Annotated in this window: 15 protein-coding genes; 11 read left to right on the top strand and 4 right to left on the bottom strand. The window is 59.7% G+C overall.

Translation table 11 applies throughout. The features are described from left to right. Nucleotides 1-2: 2 nt before the first annotated feature. Nucleotides 3-1,049 carry a polyamine ABC transporter substrate-binding protein gene (locus BMX99_RS18115; protein ID WP_093454995.1) on the bottom strand — a complete coding sequence of 349 codons (1,047 nt, stop codon included), beginning with the start codon at nt 1,047-1,049 and terminating at the stop codon, nt 3-5. Nucleotides 1,050-1,161: 112 nt separating this feature from the next. Between BMX99_RS18115 and BMX99_RS18120 the strand changes: the two genes are divergently transcribed. Then, nucleotides 1,162-1,761 (top strand): TetR/AcrR family transcriptional regulator, encoded by a 600-nt coding sequence (locus BMX99_RS18120; protein ID WP_093454996.1) that lies wholly within the window; start codon nt 1,162-1,164, stop codon nt 1,759-1,761. 22 nt (nt 1,762-1,783) lie between these two features. Here BMX99_RS18120 and BMX99_RS18125 read toward each other — a convergent pair whose 3' ends face one another. Continuing rightward, entirely contained in the window at nt 1,784-2,356 is a 573-nt protein-coding gene (locus BMX99_RS18125) for a cupin domain-containing protein (RefSeq protein ID WP_093454997.1), read from the bottom strand. A gap of 145 nt (nt 2,357-2,501) precedes the next feature. Here BMX99_RS18125 and BMX99_RS18130 point away from each other — a divergent pair, with 145 nt between their 5' ends. Together BMX99_RS18130 and BMX99_RS18135 are read left to right on the top strand one after the other, a co-directional pair. Further along, nucleotides 2,502-3,779, top strand: coding sequence for a 4-aminobutyrate--2-oxoglutarate transaminase (locus BMX99_RS18130; protein ID WP_093454998.1), 1,278 nt, complete (start codon nt 2,502-2,504; stop codon nt 3,777-3,779). A gap of 10 nt (nt 3,780-3,789) precedes the next feature. Further along, entirely contained in the window at nt 3,790-5,250 is a 1,461-nt protein-coding gene (locus BMX99_RS18135) for an NAD-dependent succinate-semialdehyde dehydrogenase (protein WP_409371788.1), read from the top strand. Nucleotides 5,251-5,388: 138 nt separating this feature from the next. On the opposite strand, the gene BMX99_RS19555 is transcribed toward BMX99_RS18135, so the two are convergent. Beyond that, on the bottom strand, nt 5,389-5,934 hold the full coding sequence (locus BMX99_RS19555) for a hypothetical protein (protein WP_139199591.1): 546 nt from the start codon (nt 5,932-5,934) through the stop codon (nt 5,389-5,391). 27 nt (nt 5,935-5,961) lie between these two features. Next, the gene (locus BMX99_RS18145; protein WP_093455001.1) at nt 5,962-7,089 is read right to left on the bottom strand and encodes an S-(hydroxymethyl)glutathione dehydrogenase/class III alcohol dehydrogenase; all 1,128 of its coding nucleotides are present in this window, start codon (nt 7,087-7,089) and stop codon (nt 5,962-5,964) included. Nucleotides 7,090-7,854: 765 nt separating this feature from the next. Here BMX99_RS18145 and BMX99_RS18150 point away from each other — a divergent pair. The 8 genes from BMX99_RS18150 to BMX99_RS18185 all read left to right on the top strand — a co-directional run bounded on the left by BMX99_RS18150 (nt 7,855) and on the right by BMX99_RS18185 (nt 15,970). Further along, nucleotides 7,855-8,934: an aromatic ring-hydroxylating oxygenase subunit alpha gene (locus BMX99_RS18150; protein ID WP_093455002.1), complete on the top strand. Its 1,080-nt coding sequence runs from the start codon at nt 7,855-7,857 to the stop codon at nt 8,932-8,934. Nucleotides 8,935-8,972: 38 nt separating this feature from the next. Beyond that, the gene (locus BMX99_RS18155; protein ID WP_093455003.1) at nt 8,973-9,278 is read left to right on the top strand and encodes a hypothetical protein; all 306 of its coding nucleotides are present in this window, start codon (nt 8,973-8,975) and stop codon (nt 9,276-9,278) included. Nucleotides 9,279-9,329: 51 nt separating this feature from the next. Beyond that, the gene (locus tag BMX99_RS18160) at nt 9,330-9,680 is read left to right on the top strand and encodes a hypothetical protein (RefSeq protein ID WP_093455004.1); all 351 of its coding nucleotides are present in this window, start codon (nt 9,330-9,332) and stop codon (nt 9,678-9,680) included. Nucleotides 9,681-9,705: 25 nt separating this feature from the next. Further along, nucleotides 9,706-10,158, top strand: a complete 453-nt coding sequence (locus BMX99_RS18165) for a VOC family protein (protein ID WP_217645624.1) — start codon at nt 9,706-9,708, stop codon at nt 10,156-10,158. A gap of 1,160 nt (nt 10,159-11,318) precedes the next feature. Further along, on the top strand, nt 11,319-12,857 hold the full coding sequence (locus BMX99_RS18170) for an ABC transporter ATP-binding protein (protein WP_093455006.1): 1,539 nt from the start codon (nt 11,319-11,321) through the stop codon (nt 12,855-12,857). After that, on the top strand, nt 12,857-13,942 hold the full coding sequence (locus BMX99_RS18175; protein WP_093455007.1) for an ABC transporter permease: 1,086 nt from the start codon (nt 12,857-12,859) through the stop codon (nt 13,940-13,942). The genes BMX99_RS18170 and BMX99_RS18175 overlap by 1 nt, the downstream gene beginning before the upstream one ends. Beyond that, a complete protein-coding gene (locus BMX99_RS18180; RefSeq protein ID WP_093455008.1) occupies nt 13,939-14,862 on the top strand; it encodes an ABC transporter permease in 924 nt (307 codons plus the stop codon). The genes BMX99_RS18175 and BMX99_RS18180 overlap by 4 nt, the downstream gene beginning before the upstream one ends. Continuing rightward, nucleotides 14,834-15,970 carry a BMP family ABC transporter substrate-binding protein gene (locus BMX99_RS18185; RefSeq protein ID WP_212632908.1) on the top strand — a complete coding sequence of 379 codons (1,137 nt, stop codon included), beginning with the start codon at nt 14,834-14,836 and terminating at the stop codon, nt 15,968-15,970. Before BMX99_RS18180 ends, BMX99_RS18185 begins: the two co-directional genes overlap by 29 nt. Nucleotides 15,971-16,492 lie beyond the last annotated feature (522 nt).

Raw genomic sequence — 16,492 nt, forward strand, 5'->3', positions numbered from 1 at the left:
CTTCAGTTCTGAAGCATGTCGGTCCAGAGGTCCTGCATGGCGGCATCGGTGTCGCCGTCGGGCACAGGGTAAAGCTGCGCACGCTTCAGGTATTCAGCCTGGTCGTCCCAACGCAGAACCGCCTTCTGCTCATCGCTCAGGACATCACCCGCCGCCTTGTTGGCCGGCATGCCCCAATAGCAGGACGAGGTCGCAAGACGCGCCTGACCTTCCGGGGACAGCACGTATTTCACGAATTCCGCTGCCAGTTCGGGCTTTTCCGTACCCTCGACGATCGCCAGCGATTGCGCCCAAAGCAACCCGCCCTCTTCCGGGATAGTCCAGTCAAGATCGGGATTCTCGGCGTTCAGGACGGCCGTCAGCCATTCGCCGCCGCCAATCAGGATGTCCACTTCGCCGGTGGCCAGCGCGGTCTGGCTGCCGACCACGTCGGACACCTGTTTCGACGCGGACTTCAGGCTCATCAGCGGGGTGCGCAGACCTTCCAGCGCGGCAGCGTCCAGATCGGACGTGTCAACTCCGGCCTGAAGACCGACAAGACCCAGCACCGGCAGATAATAGTCATAGATCGCGATGCGGCCGTCGTATTTGCCCGACCACAGTGCGTCCAGCGACCCCATGTCGGCCGGATCCACGGCCGCCTTGTTGTAGGCGATGGTGTTGTAGCCGAACTTTTCGACCGCCGCATAGACCGTGCCGTCGACGGTGACGTGGTCCTTCAGCTGCACTTCAGGGAAATAGCTGTCAAGCGGCGCGGTCCCTTCGGGCAGCGGGGCCAGCAAGCCGCGTTCGACGGCGCGACCGACATCGACCGCGTCGATCACCATCACGTCCCAGTCGCCGGGGCGCGACTGCTCAAGCAGGGTCAGACCGGCGGCGGTGCCTTCGTATTCCTTGACGTTGACGCGGACGCCGTGGGCCTCTTCGAAGGGGCGCAGCAGTTCGGCATCGGCGTGATCACACCAGATCAGCGCATTCAGGTCTTCGGCCTGCAGCGCCGGGGCAAACCCGACGGCCAAGGCGACAACGGCGTAACTTTGCTTGAACATGTGAAGTCTCCTGTTGGGTTTTCCGGTGCTCTCGTCACCGTGCAGAAAAAAGTTGAACGCATTCATTTTTAGAGTCAATAATAATTTTATAACCGACCCAGGAGACGTGGCAGTGGGATTGCGAGAGAAGCAAAAAGCGAGCAGAAATCGGGCAATCGTCGAAGCGGCGAGCCGTCTGTTCCAGGAATCCGGTTACGAGGCCGCGCGGATCGGACAGATCGCAGAGCTGGCCGAGGTTTCTGTTGGCACGCTATACAACTACTTCAAAAGCAAGGCGGATCTTCTTCTTGCCATTGTGTCGCTTGAGGTCGAAGAGGTGCTGCACCAGGGAAAAGCGGTGCTGGAGGAAGACCCCAAGACCGCCTCTGATGCGGTGTACCGGCTGGCTTCGATCTACTATGATCATTCGCTGGTCTACCTGACGAAAGAGATGTGGCGCACGGCCATGGCGCTGGCGATCCAGCACCCCGACACGCCCTTTTCCGACCGCTATCACATGCTGGATGCAGCGCTGGCGCAGCAGGTGAAAGATCTTTGCGAAGGCCTGCGGGCGCGCGGGTTACTGTGCCCCGAGGTCGATCCTGACGCCCTGGGCGAGGCGCTTTTTCTTAGCATCAACGGGCTTTTCACGGCTTTCACCGTCTCGGACCAGATGACGCTTGAGGATCTGCGCACCACAGTGGCGCGACATATCCGGGCGGTCTGCGGCTGATCCCTTCCCCGCCCCCCCTTGCCTAGAATGTCGGCGGGGTGCAGGCGCTGACCAACACGCATTTCTCGGGGCCGACCTGACGGAAGCGGTGTGGCGCACGGCTGTCGAAATAATAGGCGTCCCCCGGTCCAAGGATCTTGCGTTCGGCACCCACGGTAATTTCGACCCGGCCGGACAGGACGATCCCGCCCTCTTCACCCTCATGGCCATAAAGAACCCGGCCGGTGTCCGCGCCGATGTCATAGGTTTCGTAGAGAATCATCATCTGCCGCCCGAACAGAGTCGATCCCACTTGTTTCAGCGACAGCTTGCCCTTGCCGATCTCGGTCAGGTCCTCGGCGGCGTAGAAGCTGGTTTTTTCCGGCTCGGGCTGGAAGGCGAAGAATTCGGACAGGCTGATCGGGATGCCATCCAGAATGCGCCTCAATGCCCCGACCGAGGGGTTCATCTTGCCCGATTCAATCAGCGAGATGGTCGAGTTCGGCACCCCGGTCTGTTTCGCCAGCGTACGCTGCGAGACCCCGGCCCGTTCACGGACGGCGCGCAGTCTCAGGCCAAGTTCCTGATCCTCTCGGGCGCTGTTAGTGTTGTTCATTATTGATTAACTTTCGCATCCGGGCTTAATAAAATCATACAGTTGCGTCCTGAAAGAAACAGACTTTCGCAAAAAATTCAACGTCATATCTTTCCGCGCATCGCAACAATCAGGGCCAGTGCGCCCTGCAGACAGGAAAAAGCCGATGTTGAATGCCGAAATCTCCACCCGCCGCGATGCTGCCATTTCCCGCGGGGTCGGCATGCAGACTCAGGTCTATGTCGACCGCGCCCTGGGTGCCGAAGTCTGGGACGTCGAGGGCAAGCGCTATATCGACTTTGCCGCCGGGATCGCCGTGGTGAACACCGGCCATTGTCACCCCAAGGTGATGGAGGCCGTGCGCCGTCAGACAGAGTCCTTCACCCACACCTGCCATCAGGTGCTGCCCTATGAAAATTACATCCGTCTCGCCGAACGGCTGAACGAAAAAGTGCCGGGCGACTTCGACAAGAAGACCGTCTTTGTCACCACCGGCGCCGAGGCCGTTGAAAACGCAATCAAGGTCGCCCGCGCCGCGACCGGTCGCAATGCCATCATCGCCTTTGGCGGTGGCTTCCACGGCCGGACCTTCATGGGGATGAGCCTGACCGGCAAGGTCGCGCCCTACAAGAAGGGCTTTGGCGCGATGATGCCCGACGTCTTCCACGTGCCTTTCCCGGTCGACCTGCACGGTGTGTCCACCGCCGACGCGCTGGCGGGGATCGAAAAGCTGTTCAAGGCCGACCTTGATCCCGACCGCGTGGCGGCGATCATTCTGGAACCCGTGCAGGGCGAAGGCGGCTTCTATCCTGCCCCCGCCGATCTGATGCGCGGGCTGCGCAAGCTCTGCGACGCGCACGGCATCCTGCTGATCGCGGATGAGGTGCAGACCGGCTTTGCCCGGACCGGCCATCTGTTCGCGATGGAGGGATATGACGTCGCCGCCGATATCACCACCATGGCCAAGGGTCTGGCCGGGGGTCTGCCGCTGGCCGCGCTGACCGGTCGGGCCGAGGTGATGGACGCTGCCGCGCCCGGCGGGCTGGGCGGCACCTACGGCGGCAACCCCCTGGGGATCGCCGCGGCCCATGCGGTGCTGGATGTGATCGAGGAAGAGGACTTGTGCAACCGCGCCAACGAACTGGGATCGCGGCTGAAACAGCGGCTGAATGCGATCCGCTCGCGCGTGCCGGAAATGGTCGACGTGCGCGGCCCCGGCTTCATGATTGCGGCCGAGTTCAACACCGCCGACGGCAAGGCCCCGAACCCCGAGATGACCAATGCCATCCGGGCCGAGGCCCTGTCCCGCGGGCTCGTCCTGCTGACCTGCGGCGTCTATGGCAACGTGATCCGTTTCCTCGCGCCGCTAACCATCCCGGACGCCATCTTTGCCGAGGCGCTGGATATTCTTGAGGCATCGATCGACGCCGTGAAAGGAGCCTGAGATGAAGGATATGATGACCCTGACCCTAAAGGATCCAAGCCTTCTGGAAACCCGCGCCTATGTGAACGGCACCTGGATCACCGGGGACACGCAGTTTGACGTGTTCGACCCGGCCACCGGTCAGCTTGTGGCGTCGGTCGCGGATCTGGACGTTGTTGCGACGGCGCGGGCGGTGGATGCCGCCCATGCCGCCGGCCCCGGCTGGGCCGCCATGACCGGCAAGGAACGCGCCGCGATCCTGCGCCGCTGGAACGATCTGATGATCGAGAACGCCGATGATCTGGCCACGATCCTGACCGCCGAGATGGGCAAACCCTGGGCCGAGGCGCGGGGCGAGATCCTTTATGGAGCGTCCTTCATCGAATGGTTCGCGGAAGAGGCCAAGCGCATCTATGGCGATGTCATTCCCGGCCACCAGCGCGACAAGCGGATCATGGTGCTGAAACAGCCCGTGGGCGTTGTCGGGTCGATCACGCCCTGGAACTTCCCCAATGCAATGATCGCGCGCAAGGTCGGTCCGGCCCTGGCCGCCGGCTGTACCTTTGTCGCGCGCCCGGCCGAACTGACGCCCTTGTCGGCGTTGGCCATGGCGGTTCTGGGCGAACGCGCGGGCCTTCCGGCGGGGGTGTTCAACGTGATCCCGTCGACCGATGCCTCGGGCGTGGGGAAGGAACTCTGCTCCAACCCCAGGGTGCGCAAGATCACCTTCACCGGGTCGACCCGCGTCGGCAAGATCCTGATGGAACAGGCCGCCGGCACTATCAAGAAGATGTCGCTGGAACTGGGCGGCAACGCCCCCTTCATCGTTTTTGACGACGCCGATCTGGACGCCGCGGTCGAGGGCGCGATGATCGCCAAGTTCCGCAACAACGGTCAGACCTGCGTCTGCGCCAACCGGATTTACGTGCAGTCCGGCATCTACGACGCTTTTGCCGAGAAGCTGACGCAGGCCGTCGGTCGGCTGAGTGTCGGCAACGGCTTTGCCGATGGCGTGACCACCGGCCCGCTGATCAACGAAGCCGCCGTGACCAAGGTCGAGGCGCATATCACCGATGCCGTCAGCAAGGGGGCCGAGGTCGCCCTGGGCGGCAACCGCTCGAACACCGGCGGCACCTTCTTTGCGCCCACGGTCCTGACCGGCGTGACCCGCGACATGCTGGTCTGTCACGAAGAAACCTTCGGGCCCCTTGCGGCGCTGGTCCGGTTCGAGACCGAGGCCGAAGTCATCGACATGGCCAACGATAGCGAATTCGGCCTTGCGTCCTACTTCTACGCCAACGATCTGTCCCGCGTCTGGCGCGTGGCCGAGGCGCTGGAATCGGGCATGGTCGGCGTGAACACAGGGCTGATCTCGACCGAGGTGGCCCCTTTTGGCGGCATCAAGCAGTCCGGCCTGGGTCGCGAAGGGTCCAAATTCGGGATCGAGGATTTCTTGGAACTGAAAAACGTCTGTCTGGGCGGGATCTCCTGATAGGGCAGACTTTTTTGCGTCGGACCACAAACGGTCCAACGTCATCATGTCTGATCTGAAAAGCACGGGGCGGCGCATCATTGCGCCGTCCTTTTTCATGGACCGTGGTCGTTTCGCCCCAGGCCCCTAGGCAGGGCTTCATCGGCCGGCTGCGGGCACTGGCAGGCGACAGGCACATATAGCCAGAAAACCCTTGCCGAATGCTTTACAACCGGCAGATCTGACAGCCCTTTGGAAGTCACCCGGGGCGCGTTGCAGGTAGCCCTGCCCCCCGTTCTGCATTTCCGTTTGGTCGCGACGCCAGACCTCGGAGCTGCTGGCCTCGCCCTGGCTGGCGACACCCAGACAATAGCTATCAAAGGGCAGGTCTTGTGTGTTGAGCCAGACAATCGTGTGCTGGACCCAGCCGCTTGGCCGGTCCGTGCGAATGACAATGAGTTCGCCCGCGACCTTCAGGCGGGACGTACCTGACATCACATCGCTTTCGATTTTGGAAGCTGCGCAGTTCAGGATGAGCAGCTGCGGCGTTGCATTGTCCGGACGCGCACCATCCGCTTCAATCGAAAAAGCCCGACCCAGGAAGGGTCGGGCTTTTCTGTTTGTGCAATCCGTCGGGCCGATCAGATTGCCGAATAATTCTTGGCAATCATTACCTTCGGTCTTGGTTGCGCGATCAAGTGTCAAACACTGGGTATCGCGGAGCCAGATGGATCAAAAGAGCACCACGGACCGGATGCTTTCGCCTGCATGCATCAGGTCGAAGCCCTTGTTGATGTCTTCCAATCGCAAGGTGTGGGTGATCATCGGGTCGATCTCGATCTTGCCGTCCATATACCAGTCGACGATCTTGGGGACGTCGGTCCGGCCACGGGCACCACCGAAGGCAGAGCCTTTCCAGGTACGGCCAGTCACCAGCTGGAACGGGCGGGTCGAAATCTCGGCACCGGCAGGTGCAACGCCGATAACGATCGACTGACCCCAGCCGCGATGCGTGCACTCCAGGGCCTGGCGCATCACATTGACGTTGCCCGTGCAATCGAAGCTGTAGTCGGCACCACCGATCGGGTCCAAGGGTGTCTTGGTCAGGTTGATGATTTCATCGACCACGTTCTCGACGTTCTTGGGGTTGATGAAATGGGTCATGCCGAAATGCTCGGCCATTTCACGCTTGGCGTCGTTCAGATCGACGCCGATGATCATGTCAGCACCGGCCATACGCAGGCCCTGAAGCACGTTCAGGCCGATACCGCCCAAGCCGAAGACCACGGCAGTCGCGCCAAGCTCCACCTTTGCGGTGTAGTTCACCGCACCGATACCGGTGGTCACGCCGCAGCCGACATAGCAGATCTTGTCAAAGGGCGCGTCCTCACGGACCTTGGCGACCGAGATTTCCGGAAGAACCGTGTGGTTCGCAAAGGTCGAGCAGCCCATGTAGTGGTAGATCGGGGTGCCATCCAGCATGGAAAAGCGGGTGGTGCCGTCAGGCATCAGGCCCTTGCCCTGGGTTGCACGGATGGCGTGGCACATATTGGTCTTGCCCGACAGGCAGGACGCACATTCACGGCATTCGGGCGTGTAGAGCGGAATGACATGGTCGCCCGGCTTGACCGACGTCACGCCTTCGCCGACTTCCAGCACGATCCCGGCGCCCTCATGGCCCAGGATGGCCGGGAAAACGCCCTCGGGATCGGCACCCGACAGGGTGAATTCGTCGGTGTGACAGATGCCGGTGGCCTTGATCTCGATCAGAACCTCACCGGCTTTGGGGCCTTCAAGATTGACCTCCATAACTTCGAGCGGTTTGCCTGCCTCGAGGGCGACTGCGGCACGTGTTCTCATCATCTGTTCCTTCGTTCCATGCCTGTCCATCGAAGCAGGGCAAGCGATCTTTGTGTGTTAAAGACGCTGGCGAAGCCTCACAAAGCGCGAGGATCGAGACTTCGCTCTGTCTGGCGGTAGAGGTCAGAAGTACCAGACGCGTCTTGCTGGGCAGGGTTAATGAATAAGATCATTCAGAGTTCAATCGAGACGGTTTATCTGGACTTGTCGTTCAGAAAATTGAACGCACTTTGCTGCGGGGCGTGAAGGCTGCCCCCGACCCGGGCTTCCCGGGGGAGACCGAATGCCGGCGCGGTCACAGGCAACGTCAACATCCAGTCGGTTGTTGAAGGCAGGATTCTCGTCCCGGACATGAGCGATTTCCCGATCGCCCAGACTTTGTGCAATGCGTCCGTGCCAGGTCCAATTCACAGGGAAAAATCGGGGCTGCACCGTTGTTCGACGGATGATCCAGGGCACGTTTCGGTGCCACAGATCCCGCTGCGGCCGTCGCATGCTGGATGCAATACTTAACGAACCCGGCCCCGAGGCAACGACTCTCCCGGCAGGAGCCGAATAACCCTCAACCTACTGACAAGCTTAGACTTTATCAGCTCCGATCGGACATCGCCGGCTCTTCTGATACGAGGGACTTTGAAACACCCAACGGAACATGTCGCGAATTTTGGACACCTTGTTCACATATTATCTCTGTGATGCGACGACATCTTGGACCGACACTGAAGGCCTATTCTATGCAGCTAAAGCTACAGAAGGAATGCCTGTATGAGCGCACGCCCCTTGATCGAGAACATGGAATTTCTCCGCCATTTCTGGCACCCGGTCGCGACCCTTGATGAATTCGAGCAAGCCCATGCCCTGGGTAATGGACCCATGGCCGTTACCCTTCTTGAAGAAAAGATCGTTATTGCACGTCTCGACGGCAAAATGGTCGCGATGAAGGATCAATGTGTCCATCGTTCGGCAAGACTGTCCGGCGGACAAGTTCAGGGTGACCAGCTTCAGTGTCCCTACCATGGCTGGATGTTCAATGCCGAAGGCAAGTGCACGCACATGCCCGCCTGCCCGACGCAGAAGATTTCCTCGCGCGCGAAGGTTCCGAGCTATCAGTGCGACCTGAAATACGGCCTGATCTGGGTCCGCCTGGACAGCTCCTGGGATGTGACGGAAATCCCGTACTTCAGTGTCGCCGATGATCCGAACATGAAGATCGTCGTGCAAGAGCCCTACTGGTGGAACGCCAGCGCCCCGCGCCGTTGGGAAAACTTCACGGACTTTTCGCACTTTGCATTCGTGCACCCGGGCACCCTGTTCGATCCGAACAACGCCGAGCCGCCGATCGTGCCGATCGACCGCGTGAAAGGTCAGCTGCGTTTCGTCTACGATACGCCTCCGGGCATGGATGTCCCCGATCAGGCACCGATCGGCAACTTCACCTACCACTGCAGCATGCCGTTCACGATCAACCTCGCGGTTCAGAAATACGTGGGCAACAGCCTTCACGTCCTCTTCAACGTGTCCTGCCCGATCAACGCCAAGCAGACGAAGAACTTCCTGATCTTCGCACGCGAAAAGAGCCTGAACGATTCGGATCATCCCCACATCGCCTTCAACGATCTGGTCTTTGCCGAAGACCAGCCTGTCATTGAATCGCAGTGGCCCGAAGAGATCTACGATGACGAACTGTCGGTCGTGACTGACAAGATCTCGATCCAATATCGGAAATGGATCAAGGAACTGGAACAGGCCCACGCACAGGGCAAGGAAGCTTTTGAGAAGGCCCTTCTGTCGCCTGTTGTGGAGAGCGATCGCCCGCATCCTGAACTGCAAGCGGCCGCGAGCTGATACGGCAGACAGGAGGTATCCCATTGCCAGTCCATTTTTTGACGAGTTCTCCCGAAGCGCTGCTTCGGGAGTTCAATCAGAGGATCGTCCAAGAAGACGATTGGGGGAAGGCCGACGGCTGGCTGCTGCAAGAGGGCAATGCCTTCTACCAGCATGCTGAAGACGTGTCCGACATCGGTGCAAGGCTCGTGCCGAGCATGGATGCGGACACGCTGTCCTTCGAGCTTCAGGCCAACGCCGGCAAGACCGTCCCGCTTGACGTGATCAAGCTGTACCATACCAGGCTGGTGGAAACCTTCCTCCGCTGGATGGACGTCCGCTTTGACGAAATTCGACTGAACTGAACAGTCACGATTCCCGTCAGACGGATCGCATTGGAACGGAAAGGAAGAAAGTTGGCCCTGTACTTGAAAACCAGCGAACCCGAGAAGGTTATGCAGGCCTTCAAAGCTTCGGTCGGAGATATCGACCAACCCCATGACGGCGCAAGATGGCTTCGACCGAAGGACTCGGAGTACATCACGCATGCGGATCCGGAATGGGCCTATAAGTCCTGGGTGCTGCCCAGTGTCCGCCAGGGAGCACTGTTGTTCAACATCATCAGACCCGAGGACCGTTACGTTTCGGTGAAAGCCTACGCTGCTTATCACGCCGAACTGGTCGGCACGCTGATGGACGCCGGACTAGCGCAGCCCCTGGACATCAAGATGTCGTCGCGATGCGCCGACGGTGACCTGAATGCTTGATCACAAAAGGAGCACGTTCACCCCCATGACGAGTGCCAGCAAGTTCCGGCCCATGCACAACATCTTCTGCGAGGATGTTGAAAACCAGATGCAGTTCTACGCTGCAATCTTGGGGTGGAACCCCATTCCCGAATATTTTTCGCCCATTTACCGGGTCTTGCAGAACGGCGACTTCCAGCTCGCCTTCAATGGCGACCCGGCTTATGAGCTTCTGGGACTGAAGGGTCGCAAGAGACGACGCAGGACGCCATCTTCCCTGATCAACACCATGGTCACCTTCATGGTTGATGACTGGACCACGGTCGACGAAATCGCCGCGAAGGTGCCTGAACTGGGCGGGTCGATCGTGCAGGGTCCGTTTGCGACCTATTACGGACAATGGCAGCTGGTCTTCAACGATCCAGAATTCAACGTTGCTCGCATCACGGCCATGAGCCTTCCCGAAGGCGTCGAAATTCCGGTAGTCACCTTCGATTGAAGTCTGGCGTCCGAACGCAGACTAACCGCGGGTGGACAAAACACCGGACCGAAAACGATCATACACCTTCCAGCAAGATCCAGCCGCGCCTTCGGGCGCGGCTTCCTTTTTCGGCATGATCGCTCCGGCGGCCCCGCTGCATCTGTCGCCTCGCCTGCTATGGCAGAGGAACGGATCCCGACCCGATGAGAGAGCTTCTCCTCAATTCTTTGCCTGACAGGGATGGCGATCAGCTTGATCAGTCCGCCGCTCAATAGGTTGCTCGCGGTCTGGATCGGCATGCTTCGCCGAGCCACGGATGGACATGCCTGAACGCAAGAGAAGACCTTTTGACGTGAGAGCCCAAACGGCATCCGACGCCAGGCAACAGTCTGCCTGCATGCGCAACACAGGCCGCCCTCGGCGTTGACCCAAGCGAAGATCACCAGACGACTCGTTCAGGAGGTCCGGCAATGGGACGAAAACGGCGCAAGACATGCTATCAAAGTCGGATTGAGCAGCCCAGGACAGGCTGTTTCTGACGATGGTTGCCTTAAAGGTCGATCCTAGGTGCCTATTTTGTAGGCGCTCGATCTGGCGGCACCGATGCGGTTGGGGCCGGTGCCGGTGCTCTCTCAAGACCCAGTTTCCCGTCGACACGACCATCCCCGCACGAAGCCGCACGTCATGCCACGCAGGACACAGTTTCGAAAATGCGGAGCTGAAGCGCACAATGGCCCGCAGGCAGGCGCCGGACGGCTCATACCTGTAGCACACTGTTAATAATTATTAAAATTCCGTTTTCAGGCGGATCCAAGGGCGACTGCCAGCACGGATCGACGTCGATTTCGGATTGCAGGATGCCGAAGGCACATGTGCCAAAATGTCGATCTCAGGAAAATTTTCGACATTTCTGACATCCATCAACCCTTCCTTAAGTTTCTCTCAGGATCGGGTCGCGTTCGATTCTTGGAACAGGACGTCTCGGTTGTTTGTCTATTCGTCCCCCAACCGCCTTGTTACCAAAAATGACGCTCGGGTTTCGGCGGTCTGGTATGCCAAATTTATCAGCCCTTCAATGCCCGAAGACAAAAATATTGGACAAAAATCGTCGTGAATCTGGCTCGTGTGACCCACGGGTGCTGCCAGCTTCCGGCGCCATCGACAACAGGGAGTAGCATTTGAAGACCACGGCAGGTGACCCCACCCTACTGCTTCAACTGCGCAATGTTACCAAGAGATACGGCACTTTTGTGGCAAACGACGGCGTGAACCTCACGCTGGAGCAAGGCCAGATCTGCGCGATCCTAGGTGAGAACGGCGCAGGCAAGTCCACGCTGATGAAAACCATCTACGGTATTCAGCAGCCGGACGAAGGCGAAATAATATGGAATGGCGACAAGGTCGCCGTGACCAGCCCAAGTGTTGCCCGAAACCTGGGTATCGGAATGGTTTTCCAGCATTTTTCGTTGTTCGAAACGATCAGCGTCGTTGAGAATATCTCGTTGACCGTTCCCGGAACATTGCCCGAACTGGCCGAGGCGATCCGGCAGAAGGCCGACGAATACGGCCTTGACGTGAATCCCGAGGCACAGGTTCACGGCCTCTCTGTCGGCGAACGTCAGCGGGTCGAAATCATCCGCTGCCTCATGCAGAATCCGAAGCTGCTCATCCTGGATGAGCCGACATCCGTCCTGCCCCCCCACAGCGTCCAGCAGCTGTTCGGAACGCTGAGGAAACTGTCCGATCGTGGCGTCGCCATGCTCTATATTTCGCACAAACTGGAAGAGATCCGGGACCTGTGCCATAGCGCCGTCGTCCTGCGACAGGGACGTGTCACGGGCACGACGAACCCGCGCAACGCCTCGTCGGCGGATCTGGCTCGCCTGATGATCGGGCAGGACATCCCCACAGCGCGCCATGCCGAGGCAAAGCCGAGCTGCGAACCTGCCCTGAAAGTCACCGACCTTTCCTATGAAAATCCCGACCCCCAGGGAGAGAGCCTCGACAACGTGTCGATGGTGGTCCGCCCGGGCGAGATCGTCGGCATCGCCGGCGTTTCGGGCAACGGTCAGTCTACGCTGGCACGACTATTGTCCGGCGAAATCAAGCTGGCCGATACCATTGCTGACCAGATCGAGGTCTTCGATACTCCGGTCGGGAATGTCACCCCAGGGAAGCGTCGGAAATTGGGACTGACCTTCGTGCCCGAAGATCGGCTTGGCCGCGCCACGGTCCCGAACATGTCCCTGTCGGACAATGTTCTGCTGACCGCACACCGGGCCGGCCTGGTTCGGAAGGGATTGATCAGACGCCGGACACAGGCAAATTTCGCTGACGAGTGCATCTCCAGCATGGATGTGCGGTCCCGGGGACGGCACTCCATCGCTTCCAGCCTCTCGGGCGGCAACCTTCAGAAGTTTGTTCTGGGCCGCGAAATTCTACTCAAGCCCCGGCTCCTGATCGTGTCTCAGCCGACCTGGGGAATCGACGTCGGAGCCGCGGCAATGGTCCGGCAAAAACTCGTGGACCTGCGGGACACCGGAACGGCGATCCTCATGATTTCAGAGGAGCTGGAAGAGATCTTCGAAATCTCTGACCGCATCCACGTCATGTATCACGGCAAACTGTCTGCCTCAGTCCAGGCCAGGTCCGTCACCGCCGAAGATGTAGGCCGCATGATGATGGGCGAATTCGACCAGACCATGAGGGCAGCCTGATGTTCAACCAATACACTCTCGTCCGGCGAAGCCAGGTTTCGTTCAAGGGCATCCTGCTCGTGCCGCTGGTGACGTTCGCCCTTGCACTGCTGGGAAGTATCGTCCTGTTCGGAGCTTTGGGGGCAAACCCTCTCGAGATCCTCTACCGGCTGCTGATCGACCCGCTGTCGTCAACCTATAACATATCCGAGGTGGTCATTAAGGCCGCGCCGCTGATCCTGATCGCTCAGGGGCTTGCCATCGGATTCCGGGCCAAGGTCTGGAACATCGGCGCGGAAGGCCAGCTGATCATCGGCGCGGTGGTGGCGAGCATCATTCCCATCACCTTCCCGGACAGCCAGAACGTGCTCATGCTTCCGTTGATGATGCTTGCGGGCATGTTCGCCGGAGCAGCATGGGCCGGAATCGCGGCAGTGCTGAAGACGCGTTTCAACGCCAACGAGATCATCGTGACGCTGATGCTGAACCAGATCGCGATCCAGATCCTTTTCTTACTGATCAACGGACCGCTCAAGGATCCCATGGGGTTCTCCTATCCGCAGTCGGTGAGCTTCCCGGAAGTTGCGATGTACCCGCTTCTTTCACCGGAAGGTCTGCTCAGGGCGAACGCGTCGATCTATGTGGTCCTGCTGCTGTCGGTCGTGGCGCTCATCTATGTCACGCGCACTTTCTCGGGATACACGCTGCTCGTCGGCGGCCTCGCTCCCGATGCCGCCCGCTATGCAGGCTTCAGTGCCAAGAAAGCGGTTTGGATCTCACTGCTGATCGGCGGTGCCGCGGCCGGACTGGCCGGAATGGGTGAAGTGTCCGGGCCTATCGGCCGGCTCCAGCCCTCGCTGTCGCCCGGCTATGGCTTTGCCGCTATCATCGTGGCGTTCCTCGGCGCACTGAATCCAATCGGGATATTCGTGGCCGGGACATTCATGGCCATCATCTATGTCGGCGCTGACGGCGCGATCATTGATGCCGGTCTTCCCCCCGCAGCACCGACGATCTTCCAGGGTATGGTCCTCGTGTTCTACCTCGCCTCCTTTGCCCTGGTTCAATACCGCATCGTACGGCTCCAGCCGGAGGCAACAGCATGACGGACACGATCATCTTCATCCTAGCGGGAGCCTTCGCGACCGCCACACCCCTTCTGCTTGCCGCGATTGGCGAAGCAGTGGTCGAGAAAACCGGCGTCATGAACCTTTCCGTGGAAGGCATGATGGCATTCGCGGCAGCGGTAGCCTTCGGCGTTACGCATCAGACGGGCGACATTGTTCTGGGCTTCGGCCTTGCGGTCCTTGCCTCGACGGCGTTGTCGCTGGTCTTCTCGGTGCTCGTGCTGGGGTTCTCGGCCAACCAGATTGTCTCGGGGCTGGCCGTCGGGATCCTTGGCCTGGGCCTCTCCGGCCTGGCCGGGCGTCACTTCGAGAACCTGACAATGATTGGCCCGGGAAATCAATCGGTGCCCGTCCTGTCGGATATACCCCTTCTCGGACCGATCCTATTCCAGCAGAGTGTCATCACCTATCTCGCCTTTGCGGCCGCCTTTCTGACGTGGTGGTTCCTTGGCAGAACACGCCAGGGCCGCATCCTGAAAGTCGTGGGTGAGGACCCGGCCATCGCACACAATCTGGGCTTCGCAGTTGTCCGGATCCGCCTGTTCGCGATCATCTTCGGCGCCGTGATGTCCGGCATCGCAGGGGCCTATGCCTCGACGATCCTGACGCCCGGCTGGTCGGACGGTCTGATTGCCGGACGTGGCTGGATCGCGGTTGCGCTTGTGGTTTTCGGCACCTGGCGGCCGCTCAGGATCGCTTTCGGTGCCTATCTGTTCGGAGCGCTCTTGCTCGGAGATCTGGCTGTCCAGGCCATGGGCTTCAGAATTCCGTCCCAAATCATGACGTCTCTGCCCTACGTGATGACCATCGTTGTTCTCGCGGCGGTGTCCAGAAACGCCCTTCTGATCCGGCTGAACGCACCCGTTTCGCTTGGCCAGAACTATCGTCCCTCGAAATAAGACTAATCAACCAACAGGAGCAAATATGTTCAAGATTGTTCGCGCACCTCTGATCGGGGCCGCCCTGGCGCTGAGCTGGGCCGGAGCACTCCACGCCCAAGACCCGCTCGAGATTTCGATCCTGGCCCCCAATGCCATCGGCGATGTCGGCTGGGACCACGAAATCTACCGCGGCAAGGAAGTTCTTGAAAAACGGTTCGGGGACAAGGTCAAGGTGGCGGTCGTGGATTCTGTCGGCGAAGGCCCGAACGCCACCCGCGCCATGAACCGGCTTGTGGCCAACGGAACCGACGTCCTGATCCTCGGTGGCTTCGGTCACATGAGCGACGGCCTGACCCTCGCCAAAAGATCGCCCGACCTCAAGGTCTTGCACATCGGTGGCTACCAGAACCTTCCGAACTTCGCGACGTTCACCGTCCGTCATTATCAGGCATCCTATCTGTGCGGCATGGCTGCAGGATATGCGACGCAGAACGGGCAGCTTGGTGTCGTGGCCGCATTCCCGCTGCCTGAGGTCCTGGGCATCCTCAACGCCTATGTCCTGGGCGCACAAAGCGTCAATCCGGACCTGAAACCGGTGAAAGTGGTGTGGCTGAACGCCTGGTACGATCCGCCCCGCGATCGCGCTGCCGCAGAGAGCCTGATCTCGCAGGGTTCCGACGTGGTCTATTCGCTCTTCCCGGGCACACCTTCAGCCGTTGCAACGGCTGAAGAAAAAGGCGTCTACGCCGTCACCACGCTCAGCGACAACTCCGCTCATGCTCCGACCAAGCACCTGTGTGCCGGTCAGGCTGATTTCGGTGTGGTCTATGGCAATGTCGTCCAGTCCGTCTTTGATGAAAACTTCGAAGGCAAGGACACCTTCGCCGGTGTCACCGAAGGTGCCATGCAAGTGGCCGGATTGTCCAAGGATCTGACGGACGAACAGCGTGCCGCAATCATGGCGAAACAGGAAGAGATGCGCGCCGGCACGTTCGAACCCTTCACCGGCCCGGTGACGAACAATACGGGATCCGAAGCGATCGCGGCCGAAAAGGTGCTGAGCTCTGCCGAGATCAAGAGCATGGACTTCCTTGTCGACGGTATCGACGCGCAGCTCAATAAGTAAGCAGTCCAAGCTGTGGACATTGGATCAGTCCGGAAACGGGCTGATCCCTTTGTCCGACAAACATGCCGATGACGGTCGTGATCTTCATAGACGACGGCAGCAGCTGCGAACCTGTGACAAGCCCCACGACCAAACACTCCTCACCGTGGTATCGCTTTGGGCATCGGGACCGGATAGCAGGCATCATGTGCGACTGACCCAAGTGCTTGTCTCCGAACGTGCTGTAAAAATGGACGCAACCCATACGGCAACCGCACCCCCACGATGGTCGGTGCCACGACGCCCTCATGAGACTTGTGCTCAGATAAAATGCGGCGATCTGCAGATATGCCCAATGGATAGGCAAAACCGGCTTCAGGCGCTTGCAGTAGAATACGAGACCGCAACACGGACTGCATCTTGCCGGGAAAACGTGCTGAACATGACCCAAGACCCAAGCTCGACGCCCCCGACCGAGCAGCTTCACCTCGCAAGGCTTCGTAGACGCCCCCAACAAGAGACCAAAACTCCACTTAAAATCCT

It is taken from the genome of Pseudooceanicola nitratireducens, assembly GCF_900109195.1.
Lineage (GTDB): Bacteria > Pseudomonadota > Alphaproteobacteria > Rhodobacterales > Rhodobacteraceae > Pseudooceanicola > Pseudooceanicola nitratireducens.